14 protein-coding genes are annotated in these 22,049 nt (G+C 36.3%); all 14 read right to left on the minus strand.

The annotated features are described in order from the left end of the window. Positions 1–12: 12 nt before the first annotated feature. Positions 13–1,044: an aldo/keto reductase gene (locus QY331_13530; protein WKZ68976.1), complete on the minus strand. Its 1,032-nt coding sequence runs from the start codon at positions 1,042–1,044 to the stop codon at positions 13–15. After that, positions 1,044–1,661, minus strand: coding sequence for a cupin domain-containing protein (locus tag QY331_13535; protein ID WKZ68977.1), 618 nt, complete (start codon positions 1,659–1,661; stop codon positions 1,044–1,046). The genes QY331_13530 and QY331_13535 overlap by 1 nt, the downstream gene beginning before the upstream one ends. A 5-nt stretch (positions 1,662–1,666) precedes the next feature. After that, positions 1,667–2,860: a hypothetical protein gene (locus QY331_13540; protein WKZ68978.1), complete on the minus strand. Its 1,194-nt coding sequence runs from the start codon at positions 2,858–2,860 to the stop codon at positions 1,667–1,669. 1 nt (position 2,861) lies between these two features. Beyond that, a complete protein-coding gene (locus QY331_13545) occupies positions 2,862–5,525 on the minus strand; it encodes a hypothetical protein (GenBank protein ID WKZ68979.1) in 2,664 nt (887 codons plus the stop codon). Between the two features lie 81 nt (positions 5,526–5,606). Next, entirely contained in the window at positions 5,607–6,650 is a 1,044-nt protein-coding gene (locus QY331_13550) for an NAD-dependent epimerase/dehydratase family protein (GenBank protein ID WKZ68980.1), read from the minus strand. Between the two features lie 8 nt (positions 6,651–6,658). Then, entirely contained in the window at positions 6,659–8,998 is a 2,340-nt protein-coding gene (locus tag QY331_13555) for an alpha-amylase family glycosyl hydrolase (GenBank protein ID WKZ68981.1), read from the minus strand. A 14-nt stretch (positions 8,999–9,012) separates the two neighbouring features. Beyond that, positions 9,013–10,662, minus strand: coding sequence for an endo-1,4-beta-xylanase (locus tag QY331_13560; protein WKZ68982.1), 1,650 nt, complete (start codon positions 10,660–10,662; stop codon positions 9,013–9,015). 11 nt (positions 10,663–10,673) lie between these two features. Next, a complete protein-coding gene (locus QY331_13565) occupies positions 10,674–12,224 on the minus strand; it encodes an endo-1,4-beta-xylanase (protein ID WKZ68983.1) in 1,551 nt (516 codons plus the stop codon). 167 nt (positions 12,225–12,391) lie between these two features. Further along, positions 12,392–14,095 carry an endo-1,4-beta-xylanase gene (locus QY331_13570; GenBank protein ID WKZ68984.1) on the minus strand — a complete coding sequence of 568 codons (1,704 nt, stop codon included), beginning with the start codon at positions 14,093–14,095 and terminating at the stop codon, positions 12,392–12,394. A gap of 2 nt (positions 14,096–14,097) precedes the next feature. Beyond that, complete coding sequence (locus tag QY331_13575) at positions 14,098–15,759, minus strand: endo-1,4-beta-xylanase (protein ID WKZ68985.1); 1,662 nt, start codon at positions 15,757–15,759, stop codon at positions 14,098–14,100. Positions 15,760–15,945: 186 nt separating this feature from the next. Then, entirely contained in the window at positions 15,946–17,613 is a 1,668-nt protein-coding gene (locus QY331_13580; protein ID WKZ68986.1) for an endo-1,4-beta-xylanase, read from the minus strand. Then, positions 17,613–18,890: an MFS transporter gene (locus tag QY331_13585; GenBank protein ID WKZ68987.1), complete on the minus strand. Its 1,278-nt coding sequence runs from the start codon at positions 18,888–18,890 to the stop codon at positions 17,613–17,615. Before QY331_13585 ends, QY331_13580 begins: the two co-directional genes overlap by 1 nt. Beyond that, the gene (locus tag QY331_13590) at positions 18,883–21,018 is read right to left on the minus strand and encodes a beta-galactosidase (GenBank protein ID WKZ68988.1); all 2,136 of its coding nucleotides are present in this window, start codon (positions 21,016–21,018) and stop codon (positions 18,883–18,885) included. Before QY331_13590 ends, QY331_13585 begins: the two co-directional genes overlap by 8 nt. 18 nt (positions 21,019–21,036) lie before the next feature. Beyond that, entirely contained in the window at positions 21,037–21,963 is a 927-nt protein-coding gene (locus tag QY331_13595) for a sugar phosphate isomerase/epimerase family protein (protein WKZ68989.1), read from the minus strand. Positions 21,964–22,049: the final 86 nt, after the last annotated feature.

The raw sequence follows: 22,049 nt of genomic DNA on the forward strand, positions 1-22,049 counted from the left end.
CTAAATTTACTTTTATTTTGGCAGATAGTATTGTTTATAGTTTTCCGTCCAGAAATTTTGATAATACCAATGTGGATAATATTGGTATGGTTCGCTTAGCACATCTAATCTCTTCATCTCATCTTCCGTTAATTCCCAATCGCTTGCTTTTACGTTATCAAGTAATTGATCATTATTCCTAATGCCGACAACTACACTTGATACACCTTCTTTTCGAAGTAAGTAATTCAACGAAACTTGAGTTACGGTAACATTTCTTTTCTTTGCGATGTTTTCAAGTTCATCTAAAATCTTCTCACCTTTTTCAACATTGTACGGATTGTGATCACCGGGATTTTTCATTCGTGTATCTTTAGGCCAATTGTTTTTGTCTCTATATTTTCCGGTTAGTATTCCACCTTGAAGCGGACCCCAAACCATTGTTCCTATTCCATACTCGAGAGAAGCCGGAATAATATCAAGTTCGAGATCTCTTCTTAAAATATTATAGCTTGCTTGATGAGCGATCAATTTTTGATAATTGTTTTTCTCGGCAAGGTAATATGATTTAGCAAGTACCCATGCCGGAAAGTTTGAACAACCGATGTATCTAACTTTTCCATCCACAACTAATTGAGTAAGTGCACTAAACGTTTCTTCTAAAGGTGTAACAAAATCCATGGCGTGAATTAAGTACAAATCAATGTAATCGGTTTGGAGTCTTTTTAAACTTGCTTCGCATGCATCAATTGTTCTTTTTCGTGATAGTCCCCTACCATGAGGTTCATCACTCATTTTAAAACCAAACTTAGTGCAGATTATCGCATCCTTTCTTTTTCTACCCAATGCTTTACCAAGTATTTCTTCTGATGTACCGGAAGAATAAAAATCTGCAGTATCAAAAAAAGTAACTCCGTTTTCGAGCGCAGACTTTACAAGTTCATCAGCATCTTTCTGATGAAGTTCACCGAGATGAGTCCAGCCATCTGATCCGGTAAAAGTCATTGCGCCGAAGCAAATTTCGGATACCATTAGATTTGAATTGCCCATTCTTCTGTAATTCATTAAGCACTCTTATTATGTGTGTGATTCCAAAGATGACCTTCACGTTTTTGTCCAACCAAAGAAGTCTCAAACCAAACTCCTTCAATTGTATTATGAACAATCGGAAAATCGTGATGATCACCGGCTTTTGTGAAAACACAGTCTCCTGCTCTTACATTATATCTATTTCCTTCGGTAACAACTTCACCGCTTCCGCTGAATAGAATCCAAAATTCATCGCAGTCATGGAAGTGATTATCGAACTCTGTATTTCTTTCATAATCAACGGGATCTCCTACGTTCTTAGGTTTATCAGTTTCACTTAATTGAAAAACACCGCGAGTTCCAATTTTATTATTCCATTTGCCACCGATTCGAATAATCACGGAATTTTCAAACGCGATTATTTGTTTGAGTTCGTTTCTATCCCGCACATATTCTTCGACTTCATTTTTGTTAATATCTCTAATATGATTCTCAGTTTTTACAAGTGCCTTACCTTTACCAACTAGCAGTGTCTCTTTCTCATGATGATTTTTTACATGATAAACTTCATTAATCCCGAGATGAATAATATCTATTACTTCGACTTCGCTTTCTTTTAACGCAGATTTATTTTTATAGTCAAAAACGGGCATATTTATTACCCTTCATATTTTGGAAGCATCGGTACGTTATTAATATCCGGACCGAAGAACTTATAAATTATTAAATCTCTATCACCTCTGTTTACCACTTCAATTTCTTTAACGGCTTTATCATGACAAATAATAAGTTCATCGTGCTCGAAATTTTGGCCTTCTATATCTAATCCGTCAAATGTACCATTACCTCGCCAGACCAAAATGTTATAAACCCCTTTATCTTTACTTATAAATTTACTGCCGGGTTTGACAATTAACTTTTTCCCGCTGAATTTATTTGTATTATAAAATATCCAAAACTCTTCTCCGCCTGCTTGCTTTGTTTCCTCGATTAAGATCGGCGGTGTATGACGATTCTCATAAAAATACGGATCGCCGCTTATTTCCCAGTTGATCATTTCGAGAATTATCTTTTCACCTTTTTCTTTTCTATCAGTTTCGGTAACGTCTTTCCACAGCAATTCTTTGTCGATTATCTTACCGCCTGTCTTAGGCTGCAGCATTGCGAAAACATCGGAGTCTTCCTGAAGTTCAATTGTTAGTGCGGAACCGGGTGCGTGAAGTGTACCGGAAGGAACATGGTAACCGTCGCCGGGAATTTGCATAAAAGCTCTTGCATGCTGAAGTATCGTATCATCTTTCCATTCGATCATATGAGGCAGAAGCAAGTCATACTTTTTCTGCTGAGCTATGTAAGGATGAACACCAAAATATGTTTCGGCTTCTTCGCCTAATGGAACGTCTTCCGGGAAATAATATGCTTCTTCTTTCGAGTTACAGCCGACAAGTTTTGCGTGATGTTCCATTTGATGTATGTGATAAGGCAATCGGTATTTGTAATCAAATATTTTGGGAAGACGTTTTAAACCATCATGATTTTTTGAATACTCTTCACCAAGAATTTCTTTTGGAAGTAATTCTACAGTTTCTTTTAATGTTATATTGTCATTACAATCGATATTCAGGATACTTAATCCTTCGTTCGGAACGGAAACTTTATTATCGGCTTTTGTTGTAGAGCCGACCCAGCGTTCGCATATTCCGCCGCGTTCACCAAGTTCATATTGATCATTAGGCAAACCTAGTCTTCTTCCTGGTGGTAGAAAATCTCTAGCAACCCAAGCGGGTTTTAATCTTATTATTCCATCGTTTTGCTTGATAGCATCAAGTATAGTTTTTTTCTTATCGCTCATTTTATTTACCTGTACTTAATTTTAAATCAATCTTTGGTTTGAAGTCTTCACTTGATATATAATCTATTAAATTATTTCTCAGCGTTGCGACATATGGATCATTTTGATTTGACAAATCTAAAGTCGTCAAAAGTAATTTCCCTTTACCATAATTCATTTCAATAATGTAGCCGGAGTTTAGGTAAATCCAAGCAATAAAAATTCCGGCAGGAACCGATTCGAATTGCTCTTGTGGAATTTCGCTTATGACATATTTAGGTAAAACCTCATAAGCTTCAAAACCAAATGACTTACCAAAATTTATATTTTGAAATACCGGATGATTGGGATCATACCAATTTAATGCGGATGCCCAATTGCCGTCAAGCCAATCACTTTCACGTGATATAATTTTATAAGGGAATGTTTCGGGAAGAGCATCAGTGCTGTCGATGATACATAAAACCGTTTTACCGGATTTAACTTTTTCCAAAATATCTGAATCGACTTTGTTTGTAATAAGTAAATCTTCCGTTTCATTCTTTTCTATCATCGAATAAACAAAAACATCGACATAATTTTCTGCAATTGTTTTTTCGTCAGACATGAATTCTAAATCAACTCTTATTTTCCGTGACTTGTTCAATTCATTTATTGAAAATTTTATCTCAGCAATTTCTTGAACATCTGCTAGATTGATTTTTTTATCAATATTGACTTCACCATTAGAAAAGTTTTCAGCATTCCATCTAAGTGATAAGTTTGATAAATCATTACCGCTGTAATAAGAAAGAAAGGTTTTGATTGCTACTTCTTCACCGGTATAATAATTGTGTTTTTCCGCTCGAGGAATAATAACATCCTGCTGTTGAATCATCCGCAGCATATTTTTATTTAATTTAAAGTTACGCCACATATCCAGCAAACCGTTTACCTCCCAATTGATGTCGGTAAACTCTGTTACACAATAACCTTGAATTGCTTCTGCTAAGCGAATTTCTTCAATTTCATATTTGAGTGCTTTGGTTTGTGCAATTTGACTTTCTTCTGCGAGTTGATCATAATTATCAAATATTCTATCGTACTTATAATCAGCAAAACGTTTTTGAACTCCGGCTGGGAGAGTAATCCACTCATCATAAAACACGCGATCAAACCAGAAAGGTAATTCATCCGGTAGATTGGGTAATCCCCAATTGCCGAATTCAGAAATCATCAATACTTCGTCTCCGGTTTCTTTTGAATTGCCGTGTTCACTGAAAAGCCATTTGGGACGAGTATTAATTTCTTTTACCTGTTCGGAAAATTTCTTGTGGTTTTCCGGCATCGCCCAGTAAATGTGGTAGTCATTTATATCCGTCTTGAGATGGAAGTTACCCCAGCAAGCACTGTTGTCAACTATTAATCTTCCGACTGCTTTTTCTTTTGTATAATCAAATTCATTCAGCAGCCATTCTCTTTGTTCTTCTTTTGAAAGATCAATTCCCCAGCTTTCGTTTATTATACTAATAACTACAAGCGAAGGATGATTCCAGTCGCGTTTTAACATTTGGTCTAATGTATAGCGTGATCTTTCCTTAACGCTTTCATCAAACACATCCCAGTTTGGGATTTCATACCAAACTAATAAGCCAAGTTCATCGGCGATTTCCAAATACTCTTTTTCTGGAATTTTAATGTGACAGCGCATTGTGTTGATACCCAGTTCAATTGCTTTCCGCATTTCGTCTCGGATATAATCTTTGCTTGGACTTTTATAGATAGTTTCGGGATAAAAATTCTGGTCCAATGCAGAGATCATATAAAATGGTCTGCCGTTCAAGTAAAGCTTTCCGTTCTTTTTAATGAACTCACGGAATCCGAATTTATCTTCATAAAGATAATTACCGATTTGCGCAATTACTTTATAAAGATTCGGTTTACCAATGTCCCATAATTTAGGGTTGTCTATTTTGCTTTCGATAGATAGTTCTTTTGAATTTATGGTAAGTGTTTTTTCATAAACTGTCTGCTCATCGGGTGAAATTATTTTTATTGTTAGATTTTCTTTGGGAGTAAGAGTAAGATTATGATTAAGAGTAAGATTAAGAACAAACTCACCGGAATTCTTTGGAGTTACATGAACAGTTTCGATAAATACTTTTTCTTTGATCAACAATTCAACCGACTGCCAAATACCGCTTGTTTGAACATACCAACTTTGTTTCCCGTGAGGGATATGCCAGTAACTAATTCCTTCAGTTCCTTCTTCATCAGTTGCCGGATCATTTACACGTAATAATATTTCGTTGTTACCTTGATTAATAAATTCTGTTACATCAAAACTGAATGGTGTGTAACCACCCTCATGTTTTCCTACTAAATTTTTGTTGATGTATAATTCTGATAAATAATCTACTGCATCAAAATTCAGCAAAAATCTCTTGCTATCAATCTTTTCATCTATAGTGAAGTTCTTCTTAAACCAACCGATGCCTTGATAATCTAACAATACATCTGAATATAAATGCCATGATCCGGGAACATCAACTTGTAACCACTCTTTGTGCTCATCAATATTGTTGATGTTCAAATAGATTGTACTATCAGCGGTAAATTGCCATTGACCTTCGAGTGATATTTTTGATTGGGAGTTAATCAATGTTGTTGTAACAAAAATTAAAATCATTAATAATCTTTTTTTCACTTGTATTCCATATTAGTTAATTACCAAGTTGTTGTCATTCCGAAGGAATCGTTTCTGGATGACAATCCTATACTTATCCTATTAAGTTACTTTTGCAATCAATTCTCCTTTATACCTCTTCCACTTCTCAACAAACTCAACTTCTTTATCACGATTACCGTAACCAACCGAATCTTTTTTGTATTCATTCAAATACCAATCGATTGTATCGGGCATCCATTTTTCGAATGGAGTTGATTGAAAATTCAAATCTCGTTTTGCTCTATCGATACTAAAAATTGCAGTTCGATAAGTATTGAACGGGAATGCATGACCTTCCGGACTGACACTGAACGGTAATTTTTCGAACACATCTAAGTCAACACTAACTCTTTCCGGTCTTTTATTCAGCAAATTGCAAAGTGCATCTAAGTAATCATTTAAGGAAAATATTTCCTCTGAAGCAATATTATATACTTTGCCTTTACTCTCATCACTCTTAAGTAAGTCGACAAATGTTTTTGCCAAATCCTCAACAAAAACGTGCTGTGAGGCATAATCGCCGCTGCCCGGGATAAGCAAGGGCTTACCGTCCATTATTCTTTGAATCCAAAAGTAATCACGTTTCATCGGATCGTGCGGACCGCAAACGTATGGTGCTCTAATCATCGATACTTCAAACTTACCTTCGTTATGTGCTTTCCATAAGACATCTTCACATTTTCGTTTGTCAATTCCGTATTGCATTCCGAAAGGATTCCTATCCCAAAATTTCATCAAGCGATGTTTATCATCTTCTTCATTGATTGGATTTCTAATTACATCCGAAACCATATAGACCGAAATTGTACTAGTGTGAATTAATCGCGGAATTTTGCCAGTAAATACATCGACGATCATTTGTGATTCATCCGGTGTGTAGGCAATCATATCGTAAAGCACATCATAACTATTTTCGTTTGCAAGTTTTGCGAGGAATTCTCTATCATGTCTTTCACCGTAATCGAATTGAACATTGCTTTTATCAAACAATTCAATATTTGATTCTCCACGGGTCACTAATGTAACATTGTGACCTTCTTCGATTAAAAGCTTTACAACGTTGCTGCTTATAAATCCTGTTCCGCCGATCATTAATATTTTCATCGTAATTCCTACTTAAGAAGAATCATCTTCTTTGTAACAAAATTGTTTTGAAATTCAACTCTATAAAAGTAAACACCTGATGATAAATTTCTTCCGTTAAATTCAATTGTATGTCTTCCGGCATTTTCAAATTTATCTATTAATAACTTTACTTCTCTCCCAAGTGCATCATATACACTTAATTTCACATTTCCAGCTTCAGGTAAACTATAAGTTATTCTTGTAGTTGGGTTAAACGGGTTTGGATAATTTTGTGAAATTGAAAATTCGTTTGGAACAGTTTCATTTTCATTATCTTCAACAGAAACAACCAATGCAACTGTATCGGCAAGGCTTAATATTCTTGTTGTATATTCTGCTATAGGAATTGTAATATATTGCAATCCGGCAAAATCGGATTGGAAATACTCTCCGTTAATTAAGTCTGTTAAGTAATAAGTTTTGGATGAATCTAATTTCATTTCTTCAATGGGTAAATTAAGCGAAGCACCGACATTTCTATCACCCATGTTTATTAATCCGATTACGTTTTCAGATTGATGCCATCTTCTAAAAGCATATGTGAAATCGTTTGGATTGACATTTACTTCTTCAAAATTGTCACTGTAAAGCGATGGTGAATTAGTCCTAATTTCAGCCAATCTTTGGTATAGAGGATACAAACCATAAGCATCTTGTTCTTTAATTGTTTGTCCCGGATAAAATAATCTTTCGGTGCCATAAGGATGACCTTCAGCACCAATTTCTTGTCCGTTATAAACCATTGGAATTCCGTTCAATGCAAAAATTAATGTCGCCGCCATCTTTGTTCTTTCAATACCATGATGAGTTATAAAGTGAAAGATATCGTTATTGCCAATGAACCGAAGTATTTTTGCATTCGAAGCATAACCGTTTCCGTTATTTGTCAAAGCATTTCTTAAGAGATTTGATCTATTATTTTGATTACTGTTATTGAAAATAGTCGGATTAGAATTTTCACTGTAAGATGTTTGAAAAGACCATTGAGAAACCCAATTTTCGTCGGGGAACCAGTCAAATCCTACATCAAATCTTTCATCGAAAGTTTCCGGCCAAGTTGCTTTATCCTCAGCGAGCATTAGAATTTCCGGTTTCATACTTTTTAGTGCGAGACGCATTTCTCTTGCAAACTCCGGAGCTCTTGCATTCACGCCCCAAATTGCATCGTAACGGTAACCATCAATATCATACTTTTTAATCCAATGCCTAGCTGCTTCTATCATCCATCTATGCACTTCCGGATTATCATAGTTATGGTTAACTAAATCATTCCAAAAGTAATAAATGAATCCACCTGATCTTGAGTTATAGTGTTGTGAGTATGGAGCATTATCATTTTCGCTTTGGTAAAAATCGTAGTAGTGGGAGAATTCTCCATTTTTAATTTTATCTTGAGCATAAGGATGATAAATTGAAGAATGATTTTGAACAATATCGAATAATACACGCATGCCAAGACTTTTAGCTGTTTGAATCAATTCCATCAATTCTTCTTCGGTGCCAAGATCATCACGCATCTCAAAATAATTTGTAATGTCATATCCTTGTCCACCATACTCCGTTTTCATTATTGGTTGAATCCATAAAGTGTTGATGCCCATTTCACGTATTTCAGGAAGTTTATTCTTTATGTTTCGAAAATGATTATATAGAGTAAATATGTATGGAGTTACTTCATAAATTACCGCCGAGTCAATCCACGCGGCATAATCTGTTTTGATGTTGAAAGGTGTAATTGAATTTGAGTCGACAGTTACAAATGTGCCGAACAAAGCCGAATCATTTTCTGAAGTAGTAACTAGCAATCTGAAATAGTATTCACCTAACGCAGCATCGTTGGGAATCATAACACTCGCAGATAAATCATTACCGGTTATCGATACATCGGATGGATTCGATTCATCCGCAAACCAATTATAGGTTAATGGAAGTTCTTTGGGATTTTCAACAACAGTCGCGTTTATAGTTACTTGATTCCCGGATACTCCAGGAGTCAATCTAACTTCAGGTAGTAAATCATAGCCGAGTATTAGATTTAATGTATCGGAGTATACAACACTACCTGAACTATCAATTCCTACAAAAATTGTATTTTCTTTCTCAAATAATTTTATATTGACTGAAAACTCGTCGTCAATAATTTGAAAAGGAATTTCTTCTTCATTAAAATACAATGTGCCGCTTGATGAAAATTCACCGTTGACTTCACCATTAATAACCTGATCTTGTCCCCAAACTATTGCATCTTTTTTATGAAGCGAAATACCTTGTGAATAAGTTGAGCTGAATATAACCAACAGAATAAAAATGTTAAATAAAAACTTCATCATACTTCCTTTCTTTATGATTTCGGTAATCTTCCCCATTTATCAAGGAGTTCTTTTAATCTATAAAATGATCGTTTCGGTGATGCGTCTTCGCGAACTAATCCACCGTTTCTAATAAACGGTCTGAAGTCGGAGAAGTCATACCAATTTATTGCTTGAACATTTTTGCGTGCATAATAAAGTGTATATACTTCTTCCAGCCAATCAGCTTGAAGTTCTTCATCCCATCTTCGGTGCCATTGATAAGGTGCGTCTTCGATATCCATTTCATCCATCTTTATTGCTTGTTCATAATAACCAGCTGATGCGCCGATCTCAGTGATATAAATCGGTTTGTTGAATTTATCTAACCTTTCAAGTAAACGAACTATGTCGGACAAATCGCGTTGTGGGAAATAAATTTGAATACCGAGTATGTCGAAATCGACACCGTCGTTAATTAAATCTTCCATAAATTTTCTTGGTGAACGTAACGGCCTATCTGCTGCTTCACTAGACCTTGCGTATCTCCCTCGTGCGGCATATTCGGCCCATGGACAGCAGTTATTGATTAATCGTTTGACATTTGGATTTACTTCCTTAACGGTATCACAAGCCAGTTTTGTTATCTCTGAAATTTGAGCCGGAGTGTGATGATGAATGTTAGCCCAATCATGATATTCGTTCACAACTTCCCAACTGGCAAGCTTATTACCGTAATGTCCAACTACGGTTTCAGTATGACTTTTAACATAATCTTTTAAATGAGAGAAGTTTTTATTCTTAAGCCAATCTGGTGTTACGACAGGATGGAACCAAAAAAGCGGTCGTCCTTCAATTGTTATATTATGATCTTCAAGCCATCCAACAATGTCATCTTTAATTCCAAATTTATGATCGCCTTCTTTAGGTTCGAAGAGCGGATACCATGTATCCCATATATAGTGTGTCACAGTTGCAAAATTGAACAATTCAACAAATCTCTTTGTCATGTCTTCTGACTTAGCCCAAATGTATTGGCGCGACTCACAACCGAAATAAACTTTATCTGTTCGCTTTTGAATCTCAATTTGTTGACGGGCGTGCTCAAGTTCAATTTTTTCTCCAGCCCAAAGGATATAATTCAATGCGCGGTTAGCAACTTCACCACTCTTCGGTCCATTATTTATTTTTTGTTTTGCATCGTTGCAAAGGTCTTCTCCTAAGTTAACTAAATGTTCAACTTCGCTTGAGAATTTAGTACCCATTAACTCATAACGTTTTTTTACTTCTCTATTTCTAACGACACGCGAAAGAGCGAATTCATAATTTAGATTTGACTCGGATGGAAAATCATCAATACTGTATAGCTTACCGCCGTTAGTTGCATCTAGAACAACGTTTCCGAATCCTTCCACGAACCAAAGAGCATTAATTGAAAATCGTTTTCCTTTCAACGAGTCTAGTTCATCAATAACAACCGACCCTTGATTGAAACGAACAGTTGATTTAAACGGATCAACATTTTCATCGGCTAGATATACCCAAGTTGTTTCACCCATCCATTCGTGCGGATATGATTTAATCGAAAGTTCTCTGTTGGTTTGTGCAAATATGTTTGATGATCTATCGATCAACGGAAGAGTTGTAAATGCAGCCGAAGCCATCAACCCTTTTTTAACAAAATTTCTTCTCGATTCGCGCATTTATTTTCCTTTCATTTAAGAGATTTGAATTGTTTTTGCAGTTTTATCAACCGGTCAACTGCTGCTTTCTTTTCACCTTTTGGTGAACGAAGGATGCCGCCACTTTTCAAGAATCCGTACGGATCAACAAAATCATACCAGTTAGCTGCTTCAATAAATTTTTGTCCATATGCATAAGTGAAAGTATATTCTAGCCAATCACCTTGTAATTCCTCATCCCAATGACGATGCCATTCGTAAGGATATTGTGAAAAGCTTCCTTCTTCCTTATCAATAAACTCCTGTTTAATTCCGATAGAAGGAGAGCCGACTTCTGCGAGATGAACTATTTTATTAAATTCTTTATAGCGTTCAATCTGCAAAATTTGATCAGCTGCAGAACGATGAGTAAAATAAACTTGAACACCTACAACATCGAAATCGACACTGGCTTCGATAAGCTGTTTAGTAAATTGATGCGGTGTTCGTTGCGGATATTTTGCTTCTATATCATGCCACTTACCTTTTTGAACATAATCACCAAATGGACAGCAGTTATTTAACAATAATTGAATGTTTGGATTTGTTTTTCGTGCTGTATCAAAAGCAATTTTAGTAAGTTCTATTGTTTGTTCATGATTAAGCTGCAGTTCGTTTGCCCAATCATGCATTTCATTTACAACTTCCCATACTTTTATCTTATTACCGTAATGAGAAACTACAGTGTGAACATGGTCTTCAACATACTGTAATAAATCCTTGTATGATTTTTTCTTTAGCCAATCAGGTGTAACCCAGGTGTGAACCCAGAAAAGCGGTCTGCCTTCAACAGTTATTCCTTTATCTAAAAGTTTATCGAGCAGTTCATCACGTTCTCTAAATTGTTTCTTTCCTTCTTGAGGTTCGAAATCAACCACATCACCTTTTAAGTAATGTGTTATGGTTGCGTAATTAAAGAGTTCGGTGAATCTATCTAAGAAAAGATTCTTATCCATTTGAAAATATCCGCGTGTATCACAGCCGAAGTAGAAATCTTTTCTATAACCAATATTTGCTACATCAAATTTTGCTTTTTCTAATTCGAGTAAATCACTTACCCATAAAGCATGTTTTAGTGCTCTTTGTGATTTTACAGCAGTTATATTCCCGTTTGACTCTTTTGTTTTCTCTGCATCACTTAAATATTCTTGCGAAAGTTCGTGAAGTGTTTTCACTTCTCTCGATGGAATGAATCCTTCACTCAAAAATTTTTGCAGTCTTTTTTCGTTTCTTTTAACTCTAGTATTAGCTAACTCATAATTCAGATTCAACTCTTTTGATCTAGATTTTTCCAAAGAATAAAACTCACCACCGTTATCAGCATTGATAAATAAATATCCATATCCTTCCACATTCCAGCGTAAGTTTATTCCAAACTTTTCAACTCCGGCTGAATCGGTTATTACAATTCCCTCTTTATCTAATTTTATATCTGATTTGAAAACATCACCATATTGATCAGTAGCAAATACAAATTCCTCGATGTGCGGACCACGTCCGTTTTGTACAAAGTGTGGTTTGAATGTTAGCTTTGATTGTGGCATAGTTATTAATCTTTTGTTAGTGAATATTGCCGTCGGTTTCAATCGACGGATTGAGTAATCATTTTAATGTTTGGCTTTAGCCGTATTGCAAAAACTCGATGGGGCTAAAGCCCATTAATTCTTTTTTTATTCTACTTTTCCGTTCGCTAAAGCGAACGGTAATTTTTCTATAAACTCTTCCAATACTTTTGCATATTTTTCAATCTATCATAAATTGGTCTAGCAGGGCCTTCGGGGGATTTTAAAAATCCACCGTTATCTATAAATGAATACGGATCAACAAAATCATACCAATTAATTGCTTCCACCCAATCTTTTGCATAAAAAATTGTATAAATCTGCTCCATCCAATCTGCTTGAAGTTCATCATCCCAATGGCGATGCCAAGGATAAGGAAGCTCCGGTATTCCAACTTCACCGGACATGATTGATTCTTTTGTCGGTCCTGCAGTTGTACCAATCTCAGTAATCTGCACAGGTCTTCCGTACTTTTTCAATCTTTCGGTCATTCTAATGTTATCGGCTAAGTCGCGATTAGTATATTGGAAATACAACTGCTGTCCGGTTATATCAAAATCAACTCCGGCTTCGTGACACATTTTTATAAATCTGTGCGGAGTAATTATATCATATCGTTCAGGAACAGTGCTCCAATCCATCAGCTGAACATAATCAGCTTGGATACAACAGTTGTTTATTAATCGATGAACTTTGGGATTTGTATCCTTTGCTACATCCGCGATAAGTTTTGCAATTTCTACCATTTGATCGGGAGTTAATTTTAATGGGTTGCCCGGATCATGTGCTTCGTTTATAATTTCCCAAGCGTACATTTCATCACCGTAATGACTTACAACTTCACGAGTGTGTCTTTCTAAATATTTTAATAGTTCTGGATAGCTTTTCTTCATTATCCAATCGGGCATACAACAATCCGCGGACCAAAATATTGGTCTTCCTTCAACAGTAACTCCTCGTTTTCTTAATTCTCGAAACTGTTCGTCTCTATCAAGATAAGTGTATTTACCTTCTTCTTTTTCGAATCGTGGTAAGTAGTGTGTTATTGTTGCATAGTTAAAAATATCACTGAACATATCGAGGAAGTAATCTTTATCCATATGCGGATAACCTTTTGTATCACATCCGATGAAAAAGTCGGAGCGATGTCCGCGAAGTACAATATCTTTTCTTGCTTTATCGAGTTCGAGCATTTCGCCTCCCCACATCGAATAGTAGAGAGATTTCTGTGATAGCTGTGCTCGTTTCCACTCATCGGCACTTACTCTTTGTGCATCATGAAAATATTCTTCGCTTAAATCGAGATATGCTTTTACGTCCTTTTCGGGGAAGTAACCTTCTTTCATAAATTGGTTGTAACGTTCACGGTTTTTAACCAGACGAGATTTTGCCAATTCGAAATTTAAATTATACTGCTTCTCGTTACCGATTGAAGGAAGTTCGTAAAACTCACCGCCGTTGTCTGCTGTCATATAAATGAAACCGAATCCCTCAACATTCCATCTTACATTGATTCCTATTTTATCTCGCCCTTCGGAGTTTGAAATTTTTACTCCGTCGGGATATGCAAAAATATTAGAATAGAAAGCATCCCAATTTTCATCACTTGCAAAAGCCCATTGAGGAAATGCCCAGTCTTTTTCACCTAAGGAGTCTAGCGAATTTACCATTCCATAATGCGGACCGCTTCCATTCTGCACTACGTATGGTTTGAAAACAAGTGTTCCCTGTTCGGTTGATTTTGGAACACGAGGTTTTGTTAAGATAGTCGGTGCACTAAATAATGAATTTGCTGCGACCAGCCCTCCGACTCCGGCTAACGTAGAATTTCTTATAAAATCTCTTCGCCTCATTTTTATCCTTGTTTAGTTCCGAGTGATTTCCATCTTTTTTGCAACTCAATAATTCTGTTATATGATTCTTTCTTTTCTCCATTCGGTGATTCAAGTAAACCACCTTCTTTTATCCATGAATAAGGATCAACAAAATCATACCAGTTAACTGCTTCAATCCAAGGTTTGCTGTAAGCTAAAGTATATAATCCTTCAAGCCATTCAGCTTGTAAATTTTGATCCCAGTGACGATGCCAGATGTATGGTTCATTCGATAATCCAAGTCTTCCATCATTTATTGAAGCTTTTGTTGGACCTGATGAAGCTCCGACTTCGGTTAATTGAACAGGTCTTCCGAATTGCTCATGTCTTTCAATTAAAATAATTGTGTCTTGAAGATCACGATACGGGAAATACATTTGTTGACCGGTTATAGTAAAATCAACTCCGGCATCTACTAAATCTTGCATAAATTTAACCGGTGTACGCTGTGGATATTTTGCATCTAGTTCACCCCATTTTTTAAGTTGAACATATTCCGCAAACGGACAGCAGTTGTTGATTAATCTATGAACATTTGGTGCTGTATCTTTAGCAACATCACAAGCGAGTTTTGTTACTTCAACAATTTGATCAGGAGTTAATTGTAATTCATTTGCCCAATCGTGAGCTTCGTTCACAACTTCCCACGCGTACATACCATCACCATAATGTCCTACTACTTCTTTGGTATGAGATTCAACATATTTTAACAGTTGATCATATGATTTATTTCTTAACCAATCTGGTGTTACTGTGTTATAAAACCAGAAAAGGGGTCTTCCCTCAACTGTTATATCTTTCTTTCTTAATTCTTTATGAAGTGCCGTTCTTAAATTGAATTGCTTTTTACCTTCGTGTGTTTCGAAGTTCTGATATTTTTCACTGATTAAATAATGTGTAATAGTTGCATAGTTGAAAGCTTCCGTAAATAATTCCATGAAAACATCGGGATCCATTTGCAAGTAACCGCGTGCATCACATCCAACAAAGAAATCGGGGCGATAACCGGTTTTAAGAATTGCAGAGTTTGCTTTTTCTAATTCAAGTTTTTCTCCGGCTACCATTGCATAGTAAAGGGAGTTTTGTGCTAGCTGCGAAAACTTATATTCGTTGCCAATTGATTTTTTTGAATCCTCTAAAAGCTCTTCTGATAAATCAAGCAGTGATGCAACTTCTCTTGAGGGTTCAAAATTTCCTTTTCGTTTTCTGTTTCTATAAACTCTGCTCTTTGCCAATTCGTAGTTGAGATTGAGTTCTTTGGTTTTTCCTTTTTCGGGAAGTGTATAAAACTCTCCTCCGTTATCAGCGGTAATAAATATGTATCCAAAATTTTCTACGTGCCAGCGTACATCGATACCGAATTTTTCTGTTCCTTCAGTATCACTTATTACAACACCTTTGTTATCAGAAGTTATATTTGAATGGAAAGCATCCCAGTTATGATCGGAAGCATAAGCCCAATCGAGTAGATGCGGACCTTTGCCGCTTTGTACAAACACAGGTTTAAAAACCAGTCTTCCTTTCTCTGTGTTGTAATTGGTGCGTTTTGGTGTAAGGACAGTTGGTGCTCCTAGTATAGTTGAACCGACAGACAAACCGACACCGGTTAACATTGTATTGCGCAGAAAATCTCGTCTTCTCATTTTATTTTTCCTTAATGTGTTGTTTGCAGTTATTGCCGTCGGTTTTAACCGACGGATGCTAATAATTCAAATCACATTTGGCTTTAGCCACATTCTAATTAAGAACTATGGGGCTGAAGCCCATCTACTTTCTCTTTACTTTATCCGTCTGCTAAAGCAGACGGCAATTCATCAGAAGAATTAATTTTATATAAACCTATCAACCACTTTTTTGAATCTATGATACGAGGCTTTCTTTTCCCCCCTTATATTTTTTAATAGAGCACCGTTCTGCATATAAGAATGCGGCTCAACAAAATCGAACCAGTTGCCGGCTTTTATGTACGGCTTACTGTAGATCAATGTATAGATCTGTTCAATCCAATCACCTTGTGTTTCTTCATCCCAATGATGATGCCATAAATATGGTTCTTCAGACGGGAAAGGTTGGTTAGTCATTTTAACCGAGTACTCAGTTGGTCCGCCCGGGCAACCGATTTCAGAAATGTGCATAGGTTTGCCAAATTCTTCATATCGTTCAATAAGCATAATTGTATCTTGTAAATCTCTGTACGGGAAATACATTTGCTGTTCGATAATATCTATGTCGATTCCGGCATCTAAAATATCTCTCGTAAACTGCACCGGTGTTCTTTGTGGATGTGATGCAGGAGAACCGGAATAACTTTTCATTCCGACATATTCCGCAAAAGGACAGCAGCTATTAATTGTCCTTTTAACCTTAGGAACGGTTTCTTTTGCAGCGTCTGTTATAATTCCAGTTAGTTCGTTAATCTGTTCATGATCAAGATGAAATTCATTAGCCCAGTCGTGAAGTTCGTTAACCATTTCCCAAGCATACATTTTTTCGCCGTAATGCTTGGTAACTTTTCTTGTGTTTTCATCTACATATTTTAGAAGTTCATCATATTTCATTCCTTGCATCCAATCGGGCATACAGCAATCATGAAACCAATACATTAATCTTCCCTGTGATTTAATTCCGTGTTCGGCAAGAGTATCAATTAAATGTTCACGGATTGTAAAATTGTGTTTACCCCGCTGTGGTTCGAAGTCTCTATTTATAGCATTATTACTTTGCGGGACAAAAGTTATGTTGGCATAATTGAACAGCGGAACAAAGTTTTCCAAAAATATATCTTGATCCATTTGATAAAATGCTCTTGCATCACAGCCGATAAAGAAATCATTCCTTTTACCCATTCTTGCGATTTCATAATTGGCTTTATCAAGTTCAATTTTTTCGGAAGCCCATAATGCATACATCAAACTTTTTTGTGAGAGCTCCGCACATTTTTCTTTATCGTTTTTATACTTTGTTGCATCTTCAAACAGTGTTTGGGAGAATGCATGTAATCCGGCAGATTCTGTTGATGGCTGCCATCCATTTATCGAGTGAAGTTTTATTCTTCTTTTGTTTCTTGCAACACGACTCTTTGCAAATTCATATTGCAAAATAAACTCTTGTGATTTCCCTTCCGGTGGAAGTTCATAAAATTCGCCACCATTATCTGCCGTTATGTTTGTATAACCGAATCCTTCTACATTCCATCTTGCGTTGATTCCGAATTTTTGTTTTCCTTTAGAATCAGAGATTTTAATTCCATCCGGAGCAAGTTCAATATTTGAATAAAACGTATCCCAATCTTTATCGGTTGCCCAAACTAAATCGTATAGATGCGGACCCATTCCTTTTTGAACAAACATTGGTTTAAAAATTAATTCACCTCCGAGTGTGCTTTTCGAAACTCGCGATGAAGTTAAAATAGAAGGGGCAGATAAAATTGAATTTGCTGCAGCGATTGTCCCAATACTTCCGATCAAAGTATTTTTAATGAATTTTCTTCTATCCATTATTGACTCAAATTAGTTGTTTGATGAAATCGTGGTTCCTTCATTATGAACAAAAACCAATAAGCAGAAAGAACTGCAAAAAATCCTGCTAAAACGAAGACCGGAATGTAACCAAACAAATCGGCTAGCCATCCGGCTAAAATTCCGGACAACACGAACGGAACGGTAATTACATTGGTTAATGAAACATATGTCGATGTTTCTTCTTGAGGTGAAAGTTCTGCGATTATTGTTATTCGCGATACTTGAATTAGTGCAATCGTCATCGCAGAGAAAACAAACACTGAGTAATAAAGAAATAGCGTCTGACTAATTATTGCGAGCAAACAAGCAATTGCGGTAAACAATGCACCGAAGAAAAGATTAATTCGATGTCCGTACTTATCCGCTAAGAACCCGAACAATAGACTAGCAAACACCGTTGCAGTCATCATCACAATTGTAAAATCACCCGCGTAGCCGGAAGTAAGATTAAACTTTTCAAACGCGTAAACTGTGTAAAACGCATTTGCCATTCCTGCGAGAATCATCAGAACATCTGCAATCAAATAATTTCGATAGTTTCTTTCATTTTTTAAAATTTGAGGAAGCCCTTTTAAAAAATCTTTCCAATGAATTGCTTTAGCAACAGTATTGATTTTTTCCTCTTTAATTGATGCTAGAAAGACATAAGAAATCATCATTACGACAAAGGCGATTCCAAACAAAAGCGAAAAATTAGCCGGGTACTGCACATTATCGAGAACTTGTTTTGAAGCGTACCCGGCGAAGATACCCATCACAGCACCAAGAGTAACTCTGAAAGCAAACAACCTACCACGTATATGAGTCGGAGTAATTTTTGTAAGTAAATCAAACCAAGCGGGCAGATTCATTCCACCACCTAAAGAAGCAAGTAAAAATCCTATAAAAAAAATGAGCAGCCCTAATTGCGTATCTACTTTATAGATAACAAAAAAACTTAACAATGAAAGAATCAGCCACGGTATTCTTTGCATAAATGCGGTGAACATTACAATTCTCTTTTTCTCGGAATGTCTTCTCACATAATTTGCTGTAAAAATCTGCGGAAGATGAAAACCGATTATCCAGATAACTGGAATTAAACCGACTGCCAAATTTGTACCGCCGATTTTTTTAATGTACACAGGTATTACAGTATTTAAAGCAGCAAAGTTCATAGCAAATGCAAAAATTGCTCCATCAAAAACGTTTAAAATAAAGTTTCGCTTAACGTTGCCCGACCAATTATAAGAAGGAAGAGAGAATTTACCCACAGTAAACCTTTACCTCCTTAGCTCTCAAACCGAATGAACATGAAACACCGTTATTTGTTTTTGTGAGTTTTAACTTTTCACCGGTAAACTGCTCTGTCAACTCAATTTCTTTATCATAATTAAAAACAACTTCAGAACTCACTTCTTTCACTTCTTTATTTTGAAGAATGAGCATCAAACTCTTTACGTCTTTCAATGTATCAACTCTTACCTTAACATCATCTTTTACTTTTGGTTTATTGAGGTCAATTGCATATTCGATTAATGATGGGAAGAGTCTTCCGATTTCATCAATGCCTTTTCTGTGATAATTCATTCCGGCATATGAACCGATTTGAATTGCCTTACCTTTACCGTAATTTGAAATAGTGATCGCTGCTTTACCATCTTTAAATTTTGCCAAAGCCTTTGCACCATTGATTTCAAAAGTTTCTTTAACAAAACTTCCGATTACTTTTGCACCTTTTTTGAGTAACGGTAAATCAGCTGTTAGTTCTATTTCTACATCGTTGTTATCATCAGCTGGTTCAACATCACGCTGTTTGATTCCAAAAACTTCGTGAAGTCCGTAACCTGGAACTGTTTTTTCGTGATGTCCACCTTCTTTATTCCATCCGGCAGTGTAACTTTCGCTTAAAATTACTCCGCCTTTTTCAACCCAAGTTTTAATTTGTTCAGCAATCTTTTTGTTAATTAAATAAGGGAAAGGAAGAACAAGAACTTTATAGTTATCGAGTTCACCATTTTCAAAGTCTTTCGGATGTAAAAAGTCACTTGTAATGTTTCTTTCATAGAGTGCTTTGTGTATTCCTAAAATGGAATCGGTTGCACTTCCTTCTCTGCCGGTTGAAGCCCAAGCAAATACTTGGTTTTCGGGATTATACATAATCGCCACTTCAGCTTTTTCCGGTTCGCCGTCCATCACTAAATCAACATTTTTATTTAAGACTTTTCCGACTTCGGCATAAGCTTTTAAGTTTGAAGTTTCGTCTCCATCGAGATAAGAAAGTCCCCATGTTGGGGCTTCTCTTCCGAGAATTTCGGGGCGATACTGCCAAAAGATGAATCCTTTTTGATTACCGGCAACACCGCTGAAAATGAATTTCTTAATATCATCTGCATCAATTATATCCGGCAAATTAAGTGTGTAGCCGGGAAGCATTAACATTTCAGCGGAGATAACAGGTTTGCCTCTCGCACACGAACGAAGAATATCAATCATCGCAGCATCATCCATTTGAGTAAAACCGTGCAAGTCGCCGTATTGTCCGACATTCCAAGGATCGCTTGCTGTTGAAGTAACGGGAAATCCTTGAATGAAAACGTGATGACACATTAAAGGATGTTTTCCTTTGTCAATCTCTTTTGCTACTTCAAATCTTTTCTTAACATTTTCACCGAGAGTGTAAACGAAAAACATTCTCCAATCAATCATATCATTGAATGTATTTCTTGTTAACGGAATTTCAGCTTGCTCAAATGATGTATAATTTCTATTCCAGCTTATGTTTAATTGTTCGATTGAATTATACTTTGTGCTTAACCATTTTTTGAATTTAGTTTTGCAGTTATCACAGAAGCAGAGCATATCGCCCATTTTGTTTAAGTCGTTTGCATAATCCCGCATCTCTGCCATGCTGCTTGTCAATTCCGGTTCGCTGCCTACATTCCAAATTTCAAGAGCTGGATGATCTTTATATCTTTCTACTGATGCTGCCAAGAAATCGAAAAAGTGTTTGCTTACACCATCGTGATTAAAACAGTAACCAAGTCCGCCAATTTGACGATGCGGCTGAGTCTGCGGACCGATTTTTCTTCCGCTTAAAGTTACCATCGACGCATCTTCATATTTTTCATAAATCCAAGCCGGAGCAACATCAAAAATTGTATTAAGCATAACCTTTAAGTTATACTTCCGTGCTAAGTCCATTAACTCATCAATGTCGTCAAAATAATATTCACCTTCAGCTGGATTATTCCATCGCCACTGAATCCAATATTTTATCGTATTAAAACCGAGTTCAGACATTCGATTTAAGTCACGATCCCAATCCTCACGATGCGGTGAGGGAGCTCTATAATATTGAGAACCGAATGGAACGTAATTTCCTTTTATAAGATTTATCATTAATAACTCCGTAAATTTTTATATCACAAATTGAGATAAATGTTTGAGTCCTAGCTGCAAACCTTTCTTTGTTTTCTCAACCGAACCTTCCCAAACCGGGTCTTCATGCTCGATTGAAAGAACATTATCATATCCTTCTTCTTGTAAAGCTGAGATAAATTTCTGCCAATCTATTTCTCCCCAGCCTGGCATTCTGTAACGCCACCAGCCGGATTTCCAAGGTGTCGGATCTATTTGTTTTCCGAAGAGACCGTAACTGTAAACTCCGTCATCTAAGATTTCTGTATCCTTTGCGTGAGCGTGAAATATTTTTGATTTGAATTCTCTTAATGCTGCAATGTGGTCAATGCCGAGCCAGTATAGATGTGAGGGATCAAAGTTCAATCCGAAATTATCACTCGGTACTTCATTGAATAATGCTTCCCAAAGTTCAGGCGAATATGCATAGTTGCCCGGAAGTCCGAATTGAACCCAGTTTTCCATCGGACAGTTTTCAATCATTATTTTTCTGCCTTTATCTTCAGCATACTTTAATATGTCACGAAAAACTTCACCGATTTCTTTCATATTTTCCGTCGGTGTCTTATCGGGTCTGCTTCCGACAAATGTACCGACTAACTCAACATCCAACATTTCTGCAGTATCAATAACTTTTTTAAGATGATTGATGTAGTATTCTCTTTTCTTTAAATCTGGATGCATGTTATTATCATAATAAGCCATTGCAGAAATTTCCATATTGTTTTCTGTAAATAAATCCTTTACTCTTTTTGCGTCGTCTTTCGTAAAGTTTGCTGCATCAATTTGTCTAGCTTGATAATCTCTATCACTTTCAACCGGCCAAGCTGCAAGTTCTAGTGTTTGGAATCCGGCATCAGCCGACCACTTTACCATTTCTTCCAAACTCAAACTCGGGAAACAAGCTGTGATGTAACCTAATTTCATTTTATACTCCGTTTTATTTTTCAATTCAAGTATTTCAATTTATTGCCGTCTGCTTCAGCAGACGGTATCAGTGATAACTGTAAACT

It is taken from the genome of Melioribacteraceae bacterium (genome assembly GCA_030584085.1).
Classification (GTDB): Bacteria; Bacteroidota; Ignavibacteria; order Ignavibacteriales; family Melioribacteraceae; genus SURF-28.

Bases quoted from the DNA above. Each gene is read 5' to 3' on its own strand.
- QY331_13530 (WKZ68976.1), bottom strand. From the start codon at position 1,044: ATGAATTACAGAAGAATGGGCAATTCAAATCTAATGGTATCCGAAATT.
- QY331_13535 (WKZ68977.1), bottom strand. From the start codon at position 1,661: ATGCCCGTTTTTGACTATAAAAATAAATCTGCGTTAAAAGAAAGCGAA.
- QY331_13540 (WKZ68978.1), bottom strand. From the start codon at position 2,860: ATGAGCGATAAGAAAAAAACTATACTTGATGCTATCAAGCAAAACGAT.
- QY331_13550 (WKZ68980.1), bottom strand. From the start codon at position 6,650: ATGAAAATATTAATGATCGGCGGAACAGGATTTATAAGCAGCAACGTT.
- QY331_13555 (WKZ68981.1), bottom strand. From the start codon at position 8,998: ATGAAGTTTTTATTTAACATTTTTATTCTGTTGGTTATATTCAGCTCA.
- QY331_13560 (WKZ68982.1), bottom strand. From the start codon at position 10,662: ATGCGCGAATCGAGAAGAAATTTTGTTAAAAAAGGGTTGATGGCTTCG.
- QY331_13565 (WKZ68983.1), bottom strand. From the start codon at position 12,224: ATGCCACAATCAAAGCTAACATTCAAACCACACTTTGTACAAAACGGA.
- QY331_13570 (WKZ68984.1), bottom strand. From the start codon at position 14,095: ATGAGGCGAAGAGATTTTATAAGAAATTCTACGTTAGCCGGAGTCGGA.
- QY331_13575 (WKZ68985.1), bottom strand. From the start codon at position 15,759: ATGAGAAGACGAGATTTTCTGCGCAATACAATGTTAACCGGTGTCGGT.
- QY331_13580 (WKZ68986.1), bottom strand. From the start codon at position 17,613: ATGGATAGAAGAAAATTCATTAAAAATACTTTGATCGGAAGTATTGGG.
- QY331_13590 (WKZ68988.1), bottom strand. From the start codon at position 21,018: ATGATAAATCTTATAAAAGGAAATTACGTTCCATTCGGTTCTCAATAT.
- QY331_13595 (WKZ68989.1), bottom strand. From the start codon at position 21,963: ATGAAATTAGGTTACATCACAGCTTGTTTCCCGAGTTTGAGTTTGGAA.